Origin of the sequence: Shewanella litoralis (assembly GCF_009828585.1) — a bacterium.
GTDB lineage: Bacteria > Pseudomonadota > Gammaproteobacteria > Enterobacterales > Shewanellaceae > Shewanella > Shewanella litoralis.
Genome location: NZ_WSRZ01000001.1, coordinates 366,674 through 388,637 on the forward strand (window position 1 = coordinate 366,674; position 21,964 = coordinate 388,637).

The 21,964-nt window shown below is 43.5% G+C and carries 17 protein-coding genes; 11 read left to right on the forward strand and 6 right to left on the reverse strand.

The features are described 5' to 3' along the window. Positions 1 to 23: 23 nt before the first annotated feature. Complete coding sequence (locus GQA99_RS01730) at positions 24 to 701, forward strand: response regulator transcription factor (RefSeq protein WP_160052119.1); 678 nt, start codon at positions 24 to 26, stop codon at positions 699 to 701. Next, positions 665 to 2,029 carry a sensor histidine kinase gene (locus tag GQA99_RS01735; RefSeq protein ID WP_160052120.1) on the forward strand — a complete coding sequence of 455 codons (1,365 nt, stop codon included), beginning with the start codon at positions 665 to 667 and terminating at the stop codon, positions 2,027 to 2,029. The genes GQA99_RS01730 and GQA99_RS01735 overlap by 37 nt, the downstream gene beginning before the upstream one ends. 246 nt (positions 2,030 to 2,275) lie before the next feature. Here the strand turns inward: GQA99_RS01735 and GQA99_RS01740 are convergent, their stop codons facing one another. Continuing rightward, positions 2,276 to 3,805: a DUF3612 domain-containing protein gene (locus GQA99_RS01740; RefSeq protein WP_160052121.1), complete on the reverse strand. Its 1,530-nt coding sequence runs from the start codon at positions 3,803 to 3,805 to the stop codon at positions 2,276 to 2,278. A gap of 153 nt (positions 3,806 to 3,958) precedes the next feature. Here GQA99_RS01740 and GQA99_RS01745 point away from each other — a divergent pair, with 153 nt between their 5' ends. Then, positions 3,959 to 4,471, forward strand: a complete 513-nt coding sequence (locus GQA99_RS01745) for an aldolase/citrate lyase/malate synthase family protein (protein WP_229785810.1) — start codon at positions 3,959 to 3,961, stop codon at positions 4,469 to 4,471. A 157-nt stretch (positions 4,472 to 4,628) separates the two neighbouring features. On the opposite strand, the gene ccoG is transcribed toward GQA99_RS01745, so the two are convergent. Further along, positions 4,629 to 6,086 (reverse strand): cytochrome c oxidase accessory protein CcoG, encoded by a 1,458-nt coding sequence (ccoG, locus tag GQA99_RS01750; protein ID WP_160052123.1) that lies wholly within the window; start codon positions 6,084 to 6,086, stop codon positions 4,629 to 4,631. Between the two features lie 173 nt (positions 6,087 to 6,259). Further along, positions 6,260 to 7,702, reverse strand: a complete 1,443-nt coding sequence (locus GQA99_RS01755) for a sigma-54 interaction domain-containing protein (RefSeq protein ID WP_160052124.1) — start codon at positions 7,700 to 7,702, stop codon at positions 6,260 to 6,262. 338 nt (positions 7,703 to 8,040) lie between these two features. Between GQA99_RS01755 and GQA99_RS01760 the strand changes: the two genes are divergently transcribed. The 4 genes from GQA99_RS01760 to GQA99_RS01775 are packed head-to-tail and all read left to right on the forward strand — an operon-like array spanning position 8,041 to position 12,308. After that, on the forward strand, positions 8,041 to 8,718 hold the full coding sequence (locus GQA99_RS01760) for a methylamine utilization protein (protein ID WP_160052125.1): 678 nt from the start codon (positions 8,041 to 8,043) through the stop codon (positions 8,716 to 8,718). Continuing rightward, positions 8,708 to 11,035: a bifunctional diguanylate cyclase/phosphodiesterase gene (locus tag GQA99_RS01765; protein WP_160052126.1), complete on the forward strand. Its 2,328-nt coding sequence runs from the start codon at positions 8,708 to 8,710 to the stop codon at positions 11,033 to 11,035. The genes GQA99_RS01760 and GQA99_RS01765 overlap by 11 nt, the downstream gene beginning before the upstream one ends. Then, a complete protein-coding gene (locus tag GQA99_RS01770; RefSeq protein ID WP_160052127.1) occupies positions 11,035 to 11,877 on the forward strand; it encodes a DUF3034 family protein in 843 nt (280 codons plus the stop codon). Before GQA99_RS01765 ends, GQA99_RS01770 begins: the two co-directional genes overlap by 1 nt. After that, complete coding sequence (locus GQA99_RS01775; protein ID WP_160052128.1) at positions 11,877 to 12,308, forward strand: group I truncated hemoglobin; 432 nt, start codon at positions 11,877 to 11,879, stop codon at positions 12,306 to 12,308. The genes GQA99_RS01770 and GQA99_RS01775 overlap by 1 nt, the downstream gene beginning before the upstream one ends. A gap of 45 nt (positions 12,309 to 12,353) precedes the next feature. Here the strand turns inward: GQA99_RS01775 and GQA99_RS01780 are convergent, their stop codons facing one another. After that, positions 12,354 to 13,547 (reverse strand): cyclic di-GMP phosphodiesterase, encoded by a 1,194-nt coding sequence (locus tag GQA99_RS01780; protein WP_160052129.1) that lies wholly within the window; start codon positions 13,545 to 13,547, stop codon positions 12,354 to 12,356. Positions 13,548 to 13,955: 408 nt separating this feature from the next. On the opposite strand from GQA99_RS01780, the gene GQA99_RS01785 reads away from it, so the two are divergent. Together GQA99_RS01785 and GQA99_RS01790 are read left to right on the forward strand one after the other, a co-directional pair. Beyond that, entirely contained in the window at positions 13,956 to 15,311 is a 1,356-nt protein-coding gene (locus GQA99_RS01785) for an isochorismate synthase (protein WP_160052130.1), read from the forward strand. A gap of 260 nt (positions 15,312 to 15,571) precedes the next feature. Continuing rightward, positions 15,572 to 16,252, forward strand: a complete 681-nt coding sequence (locus GQA99_RS01790) for a 7-cyano-7-deazaguanine/7-aminomethyl-7-deazaguanine transporter (protein WP_160052131.1) — start codon at positions 15,572 to 15,574, stop codon at positions 16,250 to 16,252. A 390-nt stretch (positions 16,253 to 16,642) separates the two neighbouring features. On the opposite strand, the gene GQA99_RS01795 is transcribed toward GQA99_RS01790, so the two are convergent. Together GQA99_RS01795 and GQA99_RS01800 are read right to left on the reverse strand one after the other, a co-directional pair. Further along, a complete protein-coding gene (locus GQA99_RS01795; protein WP_160052202.1) occupies positions 16,643 to 18,730 on the reverse strand; it encodes a sensor histidine kinase in 2,088 nt (695 codons plus the stop codon). Between the two features lie 53 nt (positions 18,731 to 18,783). Further along, on the reverse strand, positions 18,784 to 20,175 hold the full coding sequence (locus GQA99_RS01800) for a sigma-54-dependent transcriptional regulator (protein WP_160052132.1): 1,392 nt from the start codon (positions 20,173 to 20,175) through the stop codon (positions 18,784 to 18,786). A gap of 286 nt (positions 20,176 to 20,461) precedes the next feature. Here GQA99_RS01800 and GQA99_RS01805 point away from each other — a divergent pair, with 286 nt between their 5' ends. Both GQA99_RS01805 and GQA99_RS01810 read left to right on the forward strand, forming a co-directional pair. Further along, a complete protein-coding gene (locus GQA99_RS01805) occupies positions 20,462 to 21,259 on the forward strand; it encodes an ABC transporter substrate-binding protein (protein ID WP_373291404.1) in 798 nt (265 codons plus the stop codon). Beyond that, positions 21,256 to 21,963, forward strand: coding sequence for an ABC transporter permease (locus tag GQA99_RS01810; protein ID WP_160052134.1), 708 nt, complete (start codon positions 21,256 to 21,258; stop codon positions 21,961 to 21,963). Before GQA99_RS01805 ends, GQA99_RS01810 begins: the two co-directional genes overlap by 4 nt. The last annotated feature ends 1 nt before the right edge of the window (position 21,964 follow it).

Here is a 21,964-nt window from a genome sequence, read left to right on the forward strand (position 1 = left end):
TCATTATGTCCGATTGAGGTGCTATGCGTATTTTATTAGTAGAAGACGATAAAATGATTGGCGATGCCATGCAAAGCGCCTTAAAAGATGTCGCCTATGCGGTTGATTGGGTGTGCGACGGTGAAGCGGCCTTACACAGTTTACGTTGCCAGCAATATGATGTGGTGTTGCTCGACCTAGGTTTGCCGAAACTGGATGGTTTACAAGTCATGCAATATATTCGAGCTCAGCATCCCGCACTGGCGGTGATCATTATTACCGCCAGAGACAGCCTAGAAGACCGAGTCAAAGGGCTCGATTTAGGCGCTGACGACTATCTCGTAAAACCTTTTGATATGGCTGAGTTACTCGCGCGTATTCGAGCTGTAGCAAGGCGGAATGCTAATCAACATACACCAGAGCTCACCAATAATGTGGTTTGGTTAAATCCAGCCACTCATGAAGCAAAAACACTCACCCAAGATAATATTTTATTGTCTAATCGCGAGTTTGCCTTACTGCAAACCTTGCTGATCCGCCCCGGTTCGATTCATTCAAAAAATGACTTAGAAGAACGTATCTATGGCTGGGGCGAAGAAGTTGAAAGTAATGCAGTAGAGTTTTTAATCCATTGTTTGCGTAAAAAATTGGGCTCAGAAACCATTAAAAATGTCAGAGGTGTAGGATGGATGGTGTCAAAAAAACCGCCCGAAATTCGTTAAAAACCCGTTTATCCTATTGGATTTCCACAGCCATTTTATCGGTAGCGATGATCGCTGCCAGCTTCACGTTTACCAGTGCATTTGAAGAAGCTCATGAGCTCCAAGATGATGTGTTGCTGCAAATGGCGATGTTATTTGACCGCTACTCACTTACGCCAAACGACGGTACACTCACCCCATTAAGCCAAGAACAGTTAGAGTTTCAGATTTTGGTACAACGTCTTGGTGTATCTTCTAAAGCAACGGTTGTGGCTCCCTTATTGGCATTACCAGATGATTTAATTGATGGCTTTCATACAGTCGAATTACCCACTCAATCACTGCGAGTATTTGTCCGTACTCTAGCGACAAACCCACTGTTAAATCAACAACCTCCAGAGCGCATTGCCATTGCGCAAGACACTGCAATTAGAGACGACATCGCCTTTGAAACAGCCTTGCACACCTTAATGCCTCTGTTGATCTTAATTCCCATTTTATTGATTTTGTTAAGCTATATCCTCGACAAAATCCTCAGCCCGATCACCTTGTTAGCACATGAGATTGATGACCAAACAGCACACAGCCAGCAATTGATTTCGACGACACTATTACCCAATGAAATTATCCCTTTTGTTGATGCCATCAATCGCTTATTGAGTAAAAACAGCCAAGTCATTAACAATCAAAAACGCTTTATTGCCGACGCCGCTCACGAATTACGTTCACCCATTACAGCATTATCATTACAGGCACAACGCCTCGAAGCGACACATCTCAGTGACGATGCTCGCCAAAAACTGAATGCACTACAAGCCGGAATAAGTCGCAGTATTCATTTGCTAGAACAGCTATTGTCGATGGCTCGTCAACAAGATATTGGGGTACAGAAACAGCAATATTTATCATTAAAAATGGTGTTTGTTGAAGTAATAGAAGAGCTGTATCCATTGGCGGAGGCTAAGAGTATTGATTTGGGCTTTAGCCTAGATAACGACGCTAAACTCAACGCAAATCCCGTTCGCTTAAAAACCTTAATCCATAACCTTATTGATAATGCGATTCGCTATACGCCAACAGGTGGAAAAATAGATTTAAGCATTATTGAAACAGAGCGCAGCATTGAAATAAGCATTAAAGACACGGGACCCGGCATTGCGAGTGCAGAAATAGAAAAAGTATTTGAACCTTTTTATCGCGTCCTTGGCAGTAATGAACAAGGCTCGGGGTTAGGCTTAGCGATTGTGGCAAGCATTGTGGCGCAAATGCACGCCAGTATCCATTTAACAGCAAGCGATCCACTGACACACTGTGGGTTATGCATCACAGTCAGATTTACCCAAAAATAAACCGCCTTAACATTTCACGTTAGACGGCTTATGTCTATTGGCAAATCACTAGTTAACCAGAACTCGATAATAAAAGCCTTTCAAACAGCCCTTTGCTCTGCTAACTGCGTTGAATCGACTTACAATAGGCCAGCTATTAACTCGTCAATTCACCTTGTGAGCAGAACAAATGACAAGTTTGAAAGTGGCAAGGGATAACGTGTTGATTTTAAATAGTATAAACTCATCCTTTACTCCTAGCTCAGATTAGTTATCTTCACATAAATTACGCCCTGCGGCATAACAACTTGGTTGGCGCGGACATACTGCGCCACGAGAGCAAATTAAGCGTGCCTCGTTTTTAATTCCACGCTCAATCCAGTTGATATTGAGGATTTTCGCCACGCTGGTGAGGTCTTTTTTAATGTGTTTAGGAATGACAATTGAGCCACCATTACCAGCACAAGCTTGTTTTAAATCATGGGCAATCGACTGCGCGTCTTTGCCTTGCGCCTCAATCGCAGGGTTTAAATCGATACCGGCACACAACACATGAGGATTACCCGCCGAATCATCGACTTTGACCGACTCGCAACAATAAATTCGCGGCTCATTGCCAACATTTAAAATCGATATTTGTGCCGATGTGCCTTCAACTGGTTCGCTGATCATTCTAAATACGGCCCAATGCTGACACGGATCTTCTACAAGGCGCATATTACCCCACGGCAGTGGAATACCATTACCGCGATACACCGCTTTAAGCTTACCTGGTGCGTAGGCATCAAAGTAATGCCAGTGCGGGTATGGCGATACCACGGTCATGCGGCGCATGGCCACTGAGGCTGACACTTGCAATTGTTTATGCACGCTAATTTCATAGCCATGACGGTCAAGTAATTGTCGATACGGCACTTTAGGACACAATAACGCGCCGGCAAAAAAGCTTGATTCAAAATCACGCCATGCGTGCAAAATATCTTGCGCGTTTAAGGTATTTGACTGAGGCACGAGTGCATCGTCAAAGTCGTCTCGCCGACCGGACATCATCACACTCTTTAAGCCGTCTTTATTGTGTAACACGCAATGACCGATGTGCACCGCCAAATCATATCTCAATCTACTGGGTCTATTTTTCAACACGTTACTGATATAAATAGTGCCTGGCGGTTCAAAAAACGAAGTGACTAATTGCTTAGAACTCAACCCCATTTCGTTGATAACGTCTTTCGGAGCCCGGTCAATCCACTTGATTTTTAACCCCATACCTTTGGCGATATCGATAATATCTTCGGTGGCCAATGGCATGCGTTTTAAGCCCACTTCTTCGGCGGCACGCTCTAAATCAGGAAAGTGATTTTGATGATGCTCCTGGTGTGCGCGGATCAATAAATGCGCAAATTGGCGGCCACTGGTGCCGGTTTGCGACAGCATTTCAGGAATGGCAATCTGCAGAATGTCATTAGAAAATAAGAAGCTCGGCTCCAGAGGCATACCACTGATGCCACCTTTGTTGCCTTTTTCGGGCGTAATGGCTTCATCTTCGGGTACGTCATCAAGAAACCAACCCACTTCTTTTTGGAAAACAACCGCAATCACCGCCAACATATCTGCACTCGGAACCCGTTTTCCACGTTCAATCATCGACAAATATGACACAGATGGCGAATTGCTCGAGTCAACACGTACACAGCGCGCTGACAAGTCTTCCATTGTTAAGTTGTTGCGTTTACGCAAGTTTCTTATCTTTGTGCCCAAAAAATGGGTCTTTCGCATTAGGCTTTTTTCATTTCTCATTTTGTATAATTCACACTGTAAAATTTTTATTGTGAAATTGTTTGTAAAAATAGCATAGACTAAAAATCAAGCTGCGAACAAGGCTTAATGATAAACAATAATGAAAATGGTTCTGTGACCTACAACAACACGAAGAGGAATAAGGCGATGAATATGTCTACCCAAGCAAGCACTACAGCCACCCAAAACCTTAACCGCTTCATCGGTGAGCAATTTGTGGCGACCACTAACCAAAATGACCGTAGCACAAATGCAAAAGACTTTTTGGATGCGCAATTCCCATTAGCCAATGGTTCACATCAAGATGTGTGCAGTTACGTGGTTTACTACAACCACTTACTGGCCTTCTTAAAAGATGGCACCCAGTGTGGCTTACAAAATCCATGTCAATTTGTGGCGCTAACGGGTCACAAAAATGAGCCAACTTCTGTGGTATTAAAAAACAACGATACCCATGTAGAAATTTGTTTTGACCGCCTTGGCACTTTAGGCGCCACAGACAGTGCGCATATTGAAGATATTCAAGTGTCTATGCCGATTAAAAACTTACCGACACCTTACAAACAGTGGATCAGCTTATTACACACCAGCTGCCAACCAACCGAAGGTAACTGCAAAGTATTTACTGCTAAAGATGGCACAGACTACGCTTTACATCAGCGTTAATGCATACTCAAAATGATACATGTGCAAAGCGGTAAATAGTCAATACAGTAAGTCGCGGCAATATATTGCGAGTATCAAGCAGAAAAGGCTTCTCCCATTAAATCAATGTGAGAAGCCTTTTTGTTATTGTGTTAATTGTAAATTGATGACTTGATGATTACGGCCAAAAAAAGCGTGATTGCTGCATCACCTGATTTTCTGGCTCCACAGGGGTTAAGTTAGCCACACTGTTAATTTGAGTCACACTAAATTGCAATGTTTGCTGGCTTGTGTCATCAACGCGCTCACTGCGACGAGCGCTAACCGTAATGGGATAATCTAATTGTTCACCGGGTTTTATCTGCACCACAGTGTCGGTCACTATGGTAAACGTTGGCGTTTCATCACTGAATGCCTCGATTTGATACACTGCAGCTTGTTGAGTTTTATTACGAATTTTAAGCTGATAGCTGTTTTCAACCCTATCGACACCCACTTCACGGTACAAGGTTTGACGGTCGCGGATGACATTAAGCTGAATATCACTCATTTGACTTAAATCGATAATAATTAAGCCAATCATTATTAGCAGTGCGCTGGCATATCCCAGGGCTTTGAGTGAAAACACACTGGCTTTGGGTTGGCCTTTCAACACGTTTTCGCTAGTAAAGCTGATTAAATTGGGTGCATAACCAAATTTGTCCATGGTTTGATTACAGGCATCAACGCAGGCACCACAATTAATGCACTCGTATTGCAACCCATTACGAATATCAATGCCTGTAGGACAAACATCAACACATAAGTTGCAGTCAACACAGTCACCTAACGCTGTTTTTTGTGAGCGTTTACGCGGCCCACGGGACTCGCCACGCGCGGCATCATAGCTGACTGTTTTAGTATTCGCGTCAAACATCACCGCTTGAAAGCGCGAGTAAGGGCAACAGTGCAGGCACATCATTTCACGCATCCAACCGGCGTTTAAATAAGTACAAATAGCAAAAAACCACACCCAGACACCGGTCCAAAAACCACTGCTTGCACTAAATATATCAATATACAGTTCACGCGCAGGCATAAAATAACTAATAAAGCCGCAGCCCGTAAGCAACGCAAACACTATCCACAGCGCATGCTTAGTGAAACGTTTACGCAATTTACTTAATGACCATGGCGCTTTGTCTAACGCAGCCCGGTGATGATGGTTACCTTCAACTTTTGCTTCTATCCACATATAAATAAATGTCCAGGCGGTTTGTGGACACAAAAAACCACACCACACACGGCCCCAATATACGGTGACAAAAAACAACGCAAACGCAGCCGCCATAAAAAACCACGCTAATACAGTAAAGTCCTGTGGCCATAAGGTGAGATGAAAGAAAAAGAATTGCTGCTCGGTGACATCAAACAAAATCGCCTGGCGGCCCTGGTAGTTAATAAAGGGCAGTAAAAAGAATAACGCAATCAGTAAGGTATTGCTGTGCTGACGCAAATGTTGAAAGACACCCTTTTGTTCACGCACATGGATTTTTGCTGATGGCGTGGCGACTTGAACCACCGGAATGCGCTGCGAAGCATTGATTTTAGCGCTAGATTGGGACGCAGGCGCAGTTTGAGCAGATGAGTTGGGCATAACTGGTTTCCTATAACACGGTATTGCCCTGCTATAGCAAAGACTAAGCCAACTAAAAATAGACGCTAACACGCTGATTTTAATGAGATTATAATTTTAGGTGTTCACAAAAAATCACGATATATCGCTTAAATGGCGATATATCGTGACTACAATCTGGATCGTCGGTTTATTTATCGGGTTATGGCGAGTTTTTTCATACGCGAGCGCAACGTACTGGCCGGCATATTTAGCATGGCAGCAGCCCCTTGCGGGCCTGAAATTCGCCAATGCGTTGCGTTAAGCACAGTCACTATGTGCGCGGCTTCGGCTTCTGCCATGGTTAATATTGTCGTGGTTGACGGCGCTGATACCAATGCCGGCAAGGTATTAAATGACAACTGGCCGTTTGGCGACAAAATGATTTCTCGCTCAATCAAGTTTTGTAACTCACGCACGTTACCAGGCCAGGTATATTGTTGTAGGTTTTTTAATCCTTTCGTACTGACCTCAGTGATTTTTTTACCCAGTTTTTTACCCAGTGATGCCGCTAAGTCGCTCACCAACTGGGGGATATCTTCACGGCGTTCGCGTAATGGTGGCACGGTAATCGGAAATACATTTAAGCGGTAATATAAATCCATCCGAAATAAGCCTTGCTCTACTCGCGCGGCTAAATCATGGTGAGTTGCCGCAATTAAACGAATATTCACACTGATCGTTTCGCTACTGCCGACCCGCTCAAAGCTTTGCTCTTGAATAACCCGTAACAACTTTGATTGGGCAGATAAACTCAGCTCGGCAATTTCATCTAAAAATAAAGTGCCATTATGGGCCAGCTCAAAGCGACCTTTGCGCCGTGCTGTTGCACCAGTAAATGCACCTTTTTCATGGCCAAATAGTTCGCTTTCTAATAACGCACTGGAAAAAGCCGCACAGTTAACACTGACCATGGGCTGATCTTTACGATGACTCAAGCGATGCAAGCTGCGAGCCACTAACTCTTTGCCTGTGCCATTTTCGCCGCAAATAAGTACCGTGCTGTCGGTATTGGCCACCAGATTAATTTGTTGGATTAACTGCTTAATCGGTTGGCTATTACCTGAAAGGCCTAACGCGCCTTGCTGACCTTGTAGCTCTGTGAGTAAGTACTGGTTTTCTGACGCGAGGCGTTCAGACAATGCTTGCACCTGTGACAATGCTTGCCTAAGTGATTGTTCGGTATGTTTTTGCATGCTGACATCACGAAATATCGCGATAACACCTACCAGCTTTTGTTGATGGTAAACTGGGGTTGAGCTGTAATATACCGGAAAACTGCTACCGTTTTTGCGCCAAAATACATCATCAGACACCTGGCGCGGAATGGCGTCATGCAAGGTGCGATAAATCGGGCAATCATGTTGAGGGTAATGGCTGCCGTCGGCATGGCTATGATGATGACAATCGTGAATGTTCTTACCAATCAATTCATCACTCTTCCAGCCAGTCATTTGCTCTGCGGCGGGGTTAATAAACACCGCATTGCCATCTAAATCAAAGCCGTATACGCCTTCGGTCATGGCATTTAACAATAAGGTGTTTTCAGGTAAAAAATGGTTAGCTGTTACGATTAAATCGGTATCTGAATGAGCCATTCTCGCCACATCTGTTGCAAATTATGGTACCAGTATAACCAAGTCACGAAATATCGCGACTAAATGCTCACCTCTGTATGAGATTTATGCCTTTAGCGCTCAATTTACTTACCCTTACGCAATATAAGCTAAACTAATAGAAAAACGGGCTATATTGTTATAGTGTTAATTGTAATCAATCGGTTACAAACATTTATGTGATTAATGAGTATCGTCCGAAATAAGCGTCCCTAACCCTGATAGGGATGACGTATTAATCAAAGTTGTGGGTTATGATGATCACGGCTTACAGGGTTAATTTTATGTTGCATACATACCAAGAAGGCGAATAAAGACCAATGACTCGACTCACTTACTGTTTATTGTGTTTATCTTTTTTAGTTTGCTCCTCGCTAAGTGCGGCCTCTTTAACGGTAACCATCACCGATACTCAGGGCTTCGCATTAGGTGATGCCGTTGTAGAGTTAACCCCCACCTCAGCAACAGAGTTACCACCCACAACGCCGCAGCATTATGAAATGCGCCAACAAGATCGTATTTTTTCACCGTTTGTACTTGCTGTACCTCAAGGTGCTCAAGTCGATTTCCCTAACTTAGACCGCACTCGCCATCATGTTTATTCTTTTTCTGAAGCCAAGCCATTTGAATTAAAGCTGTATGTTGGCAAAACTGAGTCGCCAATTTTATTTGATAAGCCAGGTTTAGTGGCGATTGGCTGTAATATTCACGACTATATGCAAGCCTTTATTTATGTAGCCAAAAGCCCTTATTTTGCGTCAAGTGATGACACGGGATTGGCCAATATTACCGATTTACCTGCTGGCGAATATAGCGTGACGCTTTGGCACCCTTGGCAACAAGCAGAAACGGCCCCGACGACAATGATGATTAATAAAGAGAGTGATGCTGTCACATTAACATTGGATGTTGATAGACAAGATAAGCCTTCTTCACCGCCTGGCGGCTTTGGTGTTAACCTCAATGCAAGTTCACACGTAGGACAACATGCCAAATAGTTTCCGTAGCCGGCTGATTATTGCTTTTTTATTGATATTAACGCTAATGCAGTTAACAACGGCGCTGTTTGTGCTAACCGCAACTCAACGAGACTATCGCCAACAGCAAACTCAAAACCTCAACATTGGTTCTAATATTTTTGTTGAAATGCTGGCAAATCGAAGTGAGCAGCTCAGTCAGAGTTTGTCATTATTGAGCGCTGACTTTGGCTTTAAACGTGCGGTTGCCACGGGTGAGCAAGACACCATATCATCGGTGTTAGCCAATCACGGCCGACGGATTAATGCCAATGCGGTCATTTTACTGTCTCCAAAAGGCACATTATTATCATCGAGTTTACCTGGGCTGACACCAGAAAATATCGATGAGCTGTTTGCCTTAACCCAAAATCGTTCAACCAGTTTCGATATCTTTAATGTTGACCACAGTAGTTACCAATTTGTGCTGCAACCCGTAAAAGCACCCACATTAATTGCTTGGGTGGGTATGGGGTTTACCCTTGATAAAGCGGTGGCAGACCAGGCCAAAACCATTACGGGTATTGATATTAGTTTTATTAATCTGTCTGGCAAAGTCGATATCGTGTCAACGCTACCGCAAGAACAACAACAGCAAGTGCTGGCAAACGCTAATCAAATAACACAAAGTGTTTCGAGCTACAGTGACACCATACTTGACGACTATTTGTCGACGCCTATCGCCCTAGATAAAGTCACTGCTCAGCAGTGGGCTCTGTTGCATCAATCGAATGTTAAGTGGCAGCAAAACTACAATGCTCTGCGTAATAATATGCTGGTGATATTTGCGATCACCTGTTTATTGGCATTCTTAATAGCCGCCTGGTTTGCTGGCGGGCTCACTCAGCCGATTTACGCTCTGGTTAATTTTGCCCGTAAAGTCGGTCAAGGTGAAAAACCGCAACCCATTATGGGTGCGCCGGCAGAACTGCAAGTGTTAGCCAATACCTTGTCGGTAATGCGGGAAAATATTGAGGCGCGCGAACACGATTTAGTCTATCAATCACAACATGACAACTTAACCGGTTTGTATAACCGTGTCGCGGCGAAACAACAACTCGGCCAGCTTTTAGTACAAATGCATGGTTGTATCGCGATGATAGACATAAAAAACTTTCGTCATTTAAATAATATTATTGGCTTTGCGAATGCCGACAACTTACTCATGCTGTTTGCCAGCCGCTTAGAAAGCTTATCGCCATCGGCGGCATTAATTGCACGTTTAGATGGCGACTCATTTTTATTGTTATTTCAACCCGGCATTCGCCATGAACAACTCGACATTTATTTACAGCAACTGACTAAGCCTTATGATATTGAAGGCTCTAAAATCAGCGTGAATGTGCGTGTTGGGTTGGTCGAGTTGAGTGATGACTATGACCACAATGATATCGACAAGTTAATCCGCCACGCAGAAATAGCATTAAATCAAGCACGTATAGAGTCGTTAGCCATTGCCACTTACTTGCAAGGCGAAGATGAGCGTTATCTGCGCGAGTTAATGATTATTCGCGATTTACCGATTGCCATTAGCCAGGGGCAGCTGCATTTAGTGTTTCAACCTAAAGTGGATATTCACAACAATCGCTGCAATAGCGCCGAGACATTAATTCGTTGGCAACATCCGCAACTTGGGTTTATTCCGCCAGATGAATTTATTCGTTTAGCTGAAAACTCGGGCAATATTTCGATGATCAGTGACTGGGTGCTTAACGCCACAGTGAAACAACTAGCCCTGTGGAAAGCTCAGGGGATTGAGTTAAAAGTCGCGATAAACTTATCGGCTTACGATCTCACCAACGCCCAACTGCCTGGCGACATTAAACAACTGTTAGCTGATCATGATTTACCGATTGAAGCACTGTCGATAGAGGTTACCGAAGGCGCGGTGATGAAGGACGCTCAAACGGTTATCGCGGTATTGCAGCAATTTAAAGGTATTGGCATCGCCATCGCCATTGATGACTTTGGTACAGGGCACTCGTCACTGGCCTATTTAAAGCTGTTACCCGTCAATGAAGTGAAAATCGATCGCAGCTTTATTAAAGATATTCATACTGATGCAACGGATTTAATGATTGTCGACACCAGTATTCGACTCATTAAAGGGCTTAATTTGTCTGTGGTTGCAGAAGGGGTTGAGTCAACTGAAGGTATCGATATTTTACGCCGACTCGATTGCGATATCGTACAAGGTTATGTGTATTCAAAACCACTTAAAGCGGATGATTTTGCAATATGGTTTAACCAATTTAGTCAGGCCAATATGGCCGCTAAACTCGAAGATACGGTGAAGTAATGTTTAGAAATATATTCATAATCAGCCTATTTATCGTGGCGGGTATAAGCCTGTCAGCACATGCCGATACGAGCAAAGTGATTGCCACTGGTGGTGCCACTACCATTGAAGGTACGGCGGGCGGCGGAATTGTGCCATGGGCAGTCATAAATGGTTATGCCAGCTCAGACCAATGGTCAGTAACCGCAATGAATACCCAGGTTTCAGTTGATGATTTTACTTTACATGCTGTTGGAGCATCGCTGAGTATTGATAATCGGTTTGAGTTGAGCTTAGCTAAACAGACTTTCGATCTCGACACCATGGGCGGCAAGCTTGGCCAAGATATTATTGGTGTTAAATACAAACTTGCAGGTGAATTACTTTACAGTACCCTGCCGCAAATAAGCCTTGGCATGCAATACAAACGCGTTGATGACTTTGGTATTCCACAAGCGGTGGGAGCACGCAGTGATTGGGGGCTAGATGTCTATCTTGCGGCCAGTAAAGTGTATTTTGATGCCATTGCCGGTCGCAATCTAGTAACAAATTTAACCCTCAGAGCCACCAAGGCTAATCAAACCGGGTTACTGGGTTTTGGTACGGAAACCAACAATGATTACCACCTGCAAGCGGAAGCTTCTATTGCGTTACTATTAACCGACAACGTTGCTGTGGGTTATGAATACAAACAAAAACCCGATCAACTCGGTTTTGCCAAGGAAGATGACTGGCAGGATATCTTTGCCGCCTGGTTTATCAATAAGCATGTGTCTCTTGTGGGGGCGTATGTCGACCTGGGTAGTATTGCGGGTTTTGAGCAACAAAAAGGCTGGTATTTATCGATTGAGGGGACATTGTAATGCTTACTGCTAAGCACTATTTCATCAGCTTATTCGTTGGCTTACTGCTAGTCGGTTCAGGTTGTGCGAGTCAACCGCCAACCTTGTATCAACAGTTGGGCGGCAATGTTGGCATTAGCCTAATTACTGATGATTTTTTGGTAAACCTATCACAAGATAAACGCATAGTGCATCACTTTGCACAAACTGACATTGAGATATTTCGCCAACGTTTAATTGAGCATTTATGTGTGGTGAGTGACGGAGGCTGTGAGTATCAAGGAGCATCTATGTTTGATGCGCATATTGGTTTGCACATTAGCCAGGCAGATTTTGATGCCGTTGTCGGTCATTTAATTAACGCATTAACACAACAAAATGTGCCTATTGCGGCCCGTAATGCATTACTCGCCAAACTCGCACCAATGTATCAAGACATCACCTACCATTAACGCGATAGCAATATCGCAGCAAACCATTTTGCTGCGATAAACGCATTAATAAAAAGGAGTAGGATCGACTTCAAGTGTCCCCGGAGAAATACCGCGTTCAATATTCAGCTCTGACTTATGTAAATCAACCATTGTCACTTCGGTATAGCGTTTATGTTTTATTGAATAAAAACATTTTACGATTGGATGCAAAGCATCACGTCCTTTTGAGTCCCACACTATGCCGACACGTTCATCAGACAGTTGTACAAGCGAACCCACTGGGTAAATGCCCACACAACGGATAAACTCATACACCAGTTTTTGATCTAAATGAAATGGGGTCAAACTGAGTAAAATTTTAAATGCTGCCGCCGGACTCATGGCTTCTTTGTAACAGCGAGTTGCAGTTAGCGCATCGAAAATATCAACAATACAGCTCATGCGACCATGTTGAGGAATTTGGTCTTCGGTGAGTCCATGAGGATAGCCTTTGCCATCAAGCTTTTCATGATGCATTAAGCACACATCTTTACTCACTTGCGACAACCCTTCGGTCTCGCGCATAATTTCAGCGGCATACACTTGATGTAATTTCATGTGCTCAAACTCTTCCGGAGTTAGCCTTCCAGGTTTATGCAACACTTCGTTATCGACTTTAATTTTGCCAATATCATGTAAAATTCCGCCGACTGCCATTTGCTTAAGCAATTCACGGTCAAGGCCTAGATGTTTGCCAAAAGTCACCAGCAAAAATGCGACGTTAATTGAGTGCTCAAGCAAGTAAGCATCTTTAGTGCGTAATGCTGAGATACATTTAAACGCGTCGGCATCGTCCATCACCGACTCAATCATTTTGTCGGCTACGTCTTCAAATTGACCCACTTCGATTGGTTTACCCTCGAAGGTTTCAGACATCACCTTTTTGATCAAACCTTTGGCTTCAGCAAGTAACTTTTTAGCTTGTGCCTGTTGGCCATCGCGAGTCACCGTGGCTTTACGTGCCAATGGATTAGCGGGAGCATTAGCACGGTCACCTTTTTTTAATCCGCAGGTATCTGACGAGCGATCAACATCGACCCACACCACTGCGATATTGTTCTTTTTGAGCTTAACAATTGCGTCACGATGTTTTATTTGGCCAGGATTGCGAATATCGACTTTGTTTTGTTGACGATCGATAGCAGTAACAAACATGCCAAGGGCAAGTCTATCGACAGGGATCTTAATGACATTGCTTGATTCTACGGAATCACTCATGTACACGTACTCCGGGAAGAAAAACTTAATAACGAGATCTGGCTCACAGATTGAACACTGCTATTTTGACCTAACTTATACGATTATACTATCAATTTGCGTCAGTATAGCCATTGGTCCACAGTATTATTGTGACTTATGTTGATACATTACTCATCGACAAAAACAATCATGATGTTAGTTGTTAGCTGTCGATTTTAGCAAACAAGCGATAAGCCTCTGTGCAATAGTAAGCGCTTACAAAAATAAGACACGTATTTTTTGAGCATCATGCCACAAAATGCCCCTTTGAACCCTCACAGTGATTATATTAGTAATTCAGATCACACGATTTAACCTTGCTAATTGACAGTATTTAATCGCTTTATTACTTTAACTCTGTTGCATTCATACGTGAGGTATTTCTTTTTGGGCCACTTCTTTTCATCTCAATTTAATGAACTGATTACTAAGCTTAACCAGCTGAGTGAAGTGCCTGCGCGTGAGTCAATTATTCAATTGTCGGTAGAAGCACCCGCCTTACCTTTGCTTTCGTGGTTGGCCGCACAAAATCAATTCCCGAAAATTTACTGGCATGGTAGAGACCGAGATGAAGATGTCGCAGCTATTGGTGCCTGTAAAAGCTTCTTTTTTGAAGACCAGGTCGACGACAATGCCTTGGCACACATTTATCAGCAACAACGTAATAAAACCAACCAGCAAGACATTCGCTATTATGGCGGCCTCGCCTTTGACCGCACGGTAGAAAGCTGGCCTGAGTTTGGACGTGCACATTTTGTGTTGCCCAGAATTGAATTACGCCGCAGCGGTAATACACTGAGAATACTGGTTAACCTCAATTTTGAGGACACCGACGCTCAACAAGAAATTCAAGCTGCATTGACTGCCATTGCGCAGGTAAATAAGCCACGGCCTCTATCACCGCCACACAAAATGACTTTAATGGGGCGCAGTGATTTACCCCGTTATGAACGCTGGAAAGAGCTCGTTGAGCAAGTCACTCAAGAAAAGTTTAATCGCACCACACCAAAAGTGGTGTTGTCACGCCACACTCAAATTGATGTCAGTGATGATATCGATCCGTGGACAGTATTAGCATGTTGGCAAGGTAGAAACCCCAATAGCTTTCAGTTTGGTTTTCAATTTAGTCCACAACGAGCCTTTATTTCATGCTCACCTGAGCGTTTATATTTGCGCCGCCAACAAGAGTTATTTACCGAGGCATTGGCAGGCACGACTGTGCGCGGGCTAAACCCAGATGAAGACAACCTGCTTGCGCAAGCCTTATTAGATGACATTAAAAACAGCCATGAAAATCAGTTAGTCAGACAACATATTGTCGATGTACTAACCCCATTAAGCCAATATCTTGGTGCAGATGAACACCCTAAAATTTTTAAATTAAACCATATTCAACATTTACACCGCGCTATTCGGGCTCAACTGCAACCCGGCGTCAGTGACTTTGATTTACTGCGTGCATTACACCCTACGCCCGCAGTGGGAGGATTACCGCGTGAAGCGGCATTAAGCTTTATTCGTCAACGTGAAGGATATGCCAGAGGCTGGTACGCTGGAGCTTGTGGCTATTTTAATCGTAATGAATCTGAATTTTCGGTGGCAATCCGAAGCGCATTAATTGAACCGCGCAGAATCAATTTATTTGCAGGTGCAGGAATTGTTGCAGGCTCAGATCCGCTGGCTGAATGGCAAGAATTAGAAAACAAATTAGCCACTGTGCTGTCTATTTTAATCGACTTTTAACCGCGCTTAAATCTTTCGCTTGAATATTACCCATGCTATTATCCCGCCCCCATGTTTGCAGCCCCTTTGCATTGGCATAACGCCAGGTAAAAATCGCAAAAATAAGCAAACATAAGCATAATGATAATATTCTCTGTATCAGTTATTTATTGGTGCTGTTGCAGGTAATCCAATTACCAGCCAGGTGCTTTTAAAGACTGTTAATCAAATTAATAGCGGGTTCCCTCACCCCGCGCTAACCCAATTAAAAAGGCCACAATATGTTGCAGTTATTCCAGGCGAAATATCGCCGAGCACTGATGCTATTAGTCAGTTTTCACATCTTAATTATTTGCGCAAGTAACTACCTTGTTCAATTACCTTTTCAGCTGTTTAGCTACCACACCACGTGGGGCGCATTTAGCTTTCCATTTGTGTATTTAGCCACTGACTTAACGGTGAGAATTTTTGGCCAGCAAGCCGCCAGAAGCATTATTCTCAAAGCCATGATCCCTGCATTATTGGTGTCATATTTGGTGGGCGTGTTATTTCATCAAGGTCAGCTACAAGCATTTTCAGCGTTAGCAGAATGGAACAGCTTTGTATTTCGCATTGCCTTTGCCAGCTTTGTAGCATATTTGATTGGCCAGTTGATGGACATTACAGTATTTGCTAAGTTACGCCGAGCCAAAGCATGGTGGGTTGCTCCTGCGACATCGACTTTAATAGGTAATCTGGTCGATACGTTAGTCTTCTTTAGTGTGGCTTTCTACGCATCTAGCGACACGTTTATGGCAACCCATTGGCCCGAAATCGCTACAGTAGATTATGGCTTTAAATTAATCGTCAGTTTAGGCTTATTCTTACCCGCTTATGGCGTGTTACTCAAAGTGCTTCAAGACAAGATTTTGTTTGATAGCCCTATCAATAACGAACACGTTATTATTGAAGTGAACAAATAATCTGCACTCGAAATTGTCACGCATCAAGCTTAGTCGCAACGCTTGCTAAGCTTGATGGTTAAATGTAACTCCATCCATTCACATCAATGTTCAAAGTTCAAAGTTCAAATTAGTCGACTTAAATGCGGTGTAAACTAGAGGCTGAACATGAGTCCTCTGTGAATAATGACAATGTAAAGATGATAATTTTATTGTTTAATGACTTGCAAACACAAATGAGAATGATTACTATTAACTTGCGTTCCAAAACTCGGTTTACAAAATAGAGACTTCATCACCTCTAATCAGTCTACTGAGTTCGCAAGCACGACATTGCTCACACACTCTTTGTGGCCGGGAATTATTCCCGGCTTTTTTTTGCCTGCTTTTTACCTGCTTTTTACATTTATATTATGTTTTATCGCCAAACTGTAAACCATCGTATGGCCCAAGCTGTTGAGCATCTTTTGCTTTATGATACAAACCAATCGTAAATACGGTACCCACATCGAGTGTCGATTTAACTTCAATTGTGCCACCAAGACGTTTAATAATGCCGTAACTTAATGATAAACCTAAACCTGTCCCATCTTTACGGGTGGTGTAAAAGGGATCGAAAATACGGCTTAAATCATCTTTCGAAATACCAACGCCCTCATCTTCAACTTCAATTTTAACCCCAATACTTTGGCCATCTTCAATCCAATCGTAAGTCCTCACCCAAATACGACCATTGACTTTAATGGCATGAGCCGCATTAACCATTAAGTTAATTAATACCTGTAATAATTGTGGCCGATTAACTTCAACGATACCGGTGGCGGTTAGCTCTTTTACTAACTCAACTTTTTGCTGTTCAATAGAGTGGCGTGCTAATACAAGCACTTCTTCAACAATAGGCGTAATCGCCTGAGACTCTATTGGCGCATTAAATTCACCTGGACGACTGTACTGTAATAAACTGCGGATAATAGTGGTGATGCGGCCCACTTGTTGAATAACTAATTCGATTTCTTCTTCAACAACTTTTGCGCCCTCACCCAACTCATATTTTAATAGTTCCATATTGCCTAAAATCACCGCCGTAGGATTATTAATTTCATGAGCGATACCGGCAATTAACTCACCTAATGCGGTGAGTTTTTCATTGGTAACCAGTTGCTGGCGTGTGGCATGTAACAAGGCAACGTTGCGTTCAAGCTCTTCAGTTTTATCCTGCAAGCTTCGGGTTCGTTGCTCCACTTTTATTTCGAGTTGCTCTGCAGCGGCTTGAATTTGCGCATTACGGCGCTGTAATTGGTCGAGCATACGATCAAACTGTTCGGCTAATTGCGCCAATTCGTTATCGCGCGTTAAGTCCAGTTTACCAATGCGGATATTGCGCCCTGATTGCACTGCTGTCACAACCTGGTGAATATACTCAATGGGCTGCAATAAACTATTGGCGCCGCGATACACCAAAAAGCCCGACAGAAATAATACGATCACCAAAATGGTACCGAGCTCAATAATGTTCAATAAGTAGTTGTGTAAAAAGGGCGCTTCAGAAAAACCGGCATACACCATCCCGACACGTTTACCGCGAATATCATACAAGGGTGAATAGCCCGATATATACCATTCGTTCAATACAAAAGCTCGGTTAATCCAGTTTTCACCTTCCACTAAAACTTGTTGATATACCTCATCGGACACCAGGGTGCCAATAGCTCTATTTTGTATAGTGGAATCACTCGGGAACAGCTCCATAGGCACATTGGTACTGATGCGAATATTGTCTAAAAAGAGCGTAACGGTACCAATTGAGCGCTCAGGTAATGTGCCTTTGGCATAAACCAGGTCACGAATATGATCGACAATCAATGTATTGCGATTAAGTAGCATACCGCCATCAATATACCAAAACACATTACCAGACCGGTCGGCTACTGGCATTAATGTGCGGCTTAATAAGCCACGACTTTCCGATGGCTTAGACGGCTGCGCCGCATGCCTAGTGGCAACAAGTTCAATTTCAGCTTGCTCAGCAAGGGCGATGTTAATCCGTGCGAGCCGAGTGTTGGACAATACCATTAACCCAGATATCGCTTGCTGTTGTGTCTGGTGCAACATGAGCCGTAAATCAGGATCAGCCGCGGCATCTGCCACGCTAATGAGACGTAAAAAATCTAAACCTAATGTTTGCTGTTTTTGGGCCAACAAGATGTTAAGTGCATTAATCGCAGCAGCGTTAGGTTGCGAGTCGCTGTGATTAAGCAACTGAAATGCATGTTGAAAGTCCCAGGACCCGCTAATAGTACTGAGCTGATGTTGTTGCCTTTGTTGCACCTGAGATAACGTATTTTCTGCAACCACCAGGTCTGCTTTTACCTTCATAAAGAGCTGCTTGCCTGTGTAGATCACATTCCAATAAATCGTGATAAAAACCAGGCTAACCAGGGTTAATAAGATCGGTAATAAGGTTAGGAACAAAATGCGATAGCGCACCTTTGACTGCATCTGTAGCCAACTAATGCCAAAAACTCGAGTAAATAAGCTCGATTGACGGGCCACTATGGCGTTTCTCCGTGACAGTCATCATCGTGATACGCCCACTCTTTATATTTACGATCCAGAGTTTTACGTGACACGCCTAAATCTCGTGCTGCAGCCGATTTATTGCCATTATGGGCATCAACAACCTGGGTAACATGCTGCTTTTCAACTTCTTTTAAAGGCCATTCCAGCGGGTAACCCATGGCTTCTGGTATCACGGCCTCGACCGGTTTTTTCCAGTATTCTGCGGGAGGTTTTCCCAATAAAATGCAACGTTCTATCATATTGCGTAATTCACGGATATTGCCTGGCCAGTCATATTGCTGCAGGACTTGCAGGTCTTCATGACTCCAAATCACATCCTTTATGCCCAACTCTTGCGATAGTTGTAAAGTAAAGTAATGCGTTAACTCAACCACGTCTTCTGGACGCGAACGTAATGATGGAATAACAATGTTAAGTACATTGAGACGGTAAAAAAGGTCTCGGCGAAAACGTCCTGCCTCGACTTCATCAATCAGTAAACGATTGGTTGCAGCAACCACGCGCACATCGATATCAATTTCTTTTTCACTGCCCACGGGTCTAATCGATCGCTCTTCGAGCACACGCAGTAACGCAGTTTGCATATTCATTGGCATTTCGCCAATTTCATCTAAGAAAATGGTTCCGCCAGAAGCATAACTAAATAGGCCTTCTCGATTGCCTTTAGCGCCTGTAAATGCACCAGCCGTATGGCCAAATAACTCACTGGCTAATAATTCTGGTGCGATAGCACCACAGTTCACAGGTACAAAAGCACCACTGCGACCACTGAGCTGATGTAGTTGCCTTGCAACGAGCTCTTTACCTGTGCCGGACTCTCCTTCTATTAATACCACGGCGTTGGTGGGAGCAATACGTTCAATGACCTGTTTAACATCGCGGATAGCTTCGCTGTTACCAATAATGGTTGATGACTGCCCGTGGGCTAATTCGCGCCTCAACATAAAGTTTTCGCGTTTTAACAAGCGCTTTTCAATGCAGCGATCAACTGCGGTCATCATTTGCTCAAGGTGAAATGGCTTCATAATAAAGTCAGATGCGCCAGCCCGTAGCGCTTTAATCGCCACATCCATATCGGCATAACCCGTCATAAAAATAATGTCGGATTGTCTCTCGCGGTCGTTTAATGCTTCATGCCACTCAATACCTGAGCGATCAGGTAATCTAATGTCGACAATCAGTAAATCAAAATGCCCCTGACAACGGAGCGTTTCTGCTTGCGCGATGGTGGATGCGGTTTCAACTAGGGCGAATTTTTTAGCTAAGGCTTTCATCAAAAAACTGCGCATGCCGGGCTCGTCATCGACGATTAATACCGACATGGTGGTTTGGGTTATAGGGGTAATATGTTCATCAGGACTCATAAATGGACTCTTATTAGGACATTTTGACACGCTTTTAACTTACTCTACCATTGAATCGAAATAACAGGGTCACTATGAACCACAGAAAAGTGATCATGGGACAATTTGTCTATCATAATTACATCAAGCTTGGGATCCAGTTCACAATTTCGATTTTAGGCGTGAACTGTAATTGCGTTAAAATCATTTGGCATCTAACTTGCTTATGGCTTTGGTAATAAAGAAAAAATTCAGGTCATTAATACTACAAGGAATGGAAATGTTAAAACTCAAAGCAAGTGTCAGCATGTTATTAGCCGCAACGGTTTTTAGTGGCGCAATGTTTAGCCCAGTCGTGTTAGCAGGTGAAGTGATTAAACTCGCCACAACAACCAGTACTGAAAACACCGGCTTATTAGGGGCGATTTTACCTAAATTTGAAGCTGAATCTGGCTACAGTGTGCAAGTGATTGCTACGGGTACGGGTCAGGCATTAAAGCTAGGCAGCCAGGGCGATGTTGATATAGTCATGACCCACGCGCCAGAAGCAGAAGCTAAATTTGTTGCCGATGGTTATGGTGTTGAGCCTCGCGGTATTATGGAAAACGATTTTATTGTGTTAGGGCCTAAAAATGACCCAGCAGCGGCACAATCAAGTAAAGATGCGACTGAAGCATTTAGTAAAATTGCGGCTAAACCAAGCCAGTTTATTTCACGTGGGGATAACTCAGGCACCCACATGAAGGAACTTGAAATTTGGCAAGCGGCTGGCGTAACACCTGACTTTGCCGGTTACACCTCGGTCGGCCAAGGTATGGGAAAAACCTTGTTAATGGCTAATGAATTACAAGCTTATACGTTAGCAGACCGTGGGACTTTTATTGCTTATAAAGCTAAACTTGATTTAACCATTAGTTTTGAAGGCGGCGCAGCATTAGCCAATCCTTACCAAGTGATATTAATTAACGCTGAAAAGTATCCAGATCTTAATCATAAAGGTGCAAAAGCGTTAAGCGATTGGCTTATTAGCCCAGCAACACAAACTATGATTAATGAATTCACTGTGCAAGGAGAGCAATTGTTCAAGGCAACATATAAAAAATGAGTGATGGCTGGTTAGCCCTATTGCAGCAAGCATTTAGCTTGCTGCTCTCTTTTGACCCAGATGTTTGGGCGATTATTAATATCTCTTTCTCGGTGTCCTTTGCGGCGCTGCTGATCACGATTATCCCATCAATTATCTTAGGTTTTATTCTGGCATTCAGTCATTTTCGTGGCCGCTGGGTGGTAACCAACCTCATTCAAACTTTGCAATCGATTCCAACGGTTGTCATTGGGCTATTGGTTTATTTATTACTGACTCGCCAAGGTGTGCTCGGTGATTTAAAGTGGTTGTTTACCCAGCAAGGGATGATTTTAGGACAAATGTTAATTTGCGCACCGGTGATGGTAGCTCTTTCACAGGCGGCGTTTTCGAGCGTAGATCGTCGCGCCTGGGAAACATCGCGAACCCTTGGTGCATCATGGTTACGCGCGGTATGGACATTATGCCAAGAACTGCGAGTGCCACTACTTTTGGCTATTATTGCCGCCTTTAGCCGCATCCTTACTGAGGTTGGCTGCTCAATGATGGTGGGAGGGAATATTATGAATGTCACACGCAATATTCCTACCGCTATCGCACTGGAAACCAGTAAGGGTGATTTTGCTCAAGCCATTGCATTAGGTTTAGTATTATTAATTTTAGCCTTGGTACTAAACTTCATCTTAGGTTCATTGCGAGGTAAAGCCCTCCCAAGGAGTCATTAAG

Coding starts and splice junctions, on each gene's coding strand:
- ccoG (WP_160052123.1), bottom strand. CDS start 6,086: ATGCCCAACTCATCTGCTCAAACTGCGCCTGCGTCCCAATCTAGCGCT.
- GQA99_RS01745 (WP_229785810.1), top strand. CDS start 3,959: ATGTCTACCCAAGCAAGCACTACAGCCACCCAAAACCTTAACCGCTTC.
- GQA99_RS01740 (WP_160052121.1), bottom strand. CDS start 3,805: ATGAGAAATGAAAAAAGCCTAATGCGAAAGACCCATTTTTTGGGCACA.
- GQA99_RS01755 (WP_160052124.1), bottom strand. CDS start 7,702: ATGGCTCATTCAGATACCGATTTAATCGTAACAGCTAACCATTTTTTA.
- GQA99_RS01780 (WP_160052129.1), bottom strand. CDS start 13,547: ATGAGTGATTCCGTAGAATCAAGCAATGTCATTAAGATCCCTGTCGAT.
- GQA99_RS01790 (WP_160052131.1), top strand. CDS start 15,572: ATGTTGCAGTTATTCCAGGCGAAATATCGCCGAGCACTGATGCTATTA.
- GQA99_RS01760 (WP_160052125.1), top strand. CDS start 8,041: ATGACTCGACTCACTTACTGTTTATTGTGTTTATCTTTTTTAGTTTGC.
- GQA99_RS01795 (WP_160052202.1), bottom strand. CDS start 18,730: ATGCAGTCAAAGGTGCGCTATCGCATTTTGTTCCTAACCTTATTACCG.
- GQA99_RS01770 (WP_160052127.1), top strand. CDS start 11,035: ATGTTTAGAAATATATTCATAATCAGCCTATTTATCGTGGCGGGTATA.
- GQA99_RS01765 (WP_160052126.1), top strand. CDS start 8,708: ATGCCAAATAGTTTCCGTAGCCGGCTGATTATTGCTTTTTTATTGATA.
- GQA99_RS01730 (WP_160052119.1), top strand. CDS start 24: ATGCGTATTTTATTAGTAGAAGACGATAAAATGATTGGCGATGCCATG.
- GQA99_RS01775 (WP_160052128.1), top strand. CDS start 11,877: ATGCTTACTGCTAAGCACTATTTCATCAGCTTATTCGTTGGCTTACTG.
- GQA99_RS01800 (WP_160052132.1), bottom strand. CDS start 20,175: ATGAGTCCTGATGAACATATTACCCCTATAACCCAAACCACCATGTCG.
- GQA99_RS01735 (WP_160052120.1), top strand. CDS start 665: ATGGATGGTGTCAAAAAAACCGCCCGAAATTCGTTAAAAACCCGTTTA.
- GQA99_RS01810 (WP_160052134.1), top strand. CDS start 21,256: ATGAGTGATGGCTGGTTAGCCCTATTGCAGCAAGCATTTAGCTTGCTG.
- GQA99_RS01805 (WP_373291404.1), top strand. CDS start 20,462: ATGTTATTAGCCGCAACGGTTTTTAGTGGCGCAATGTTTAGCCCAGTC.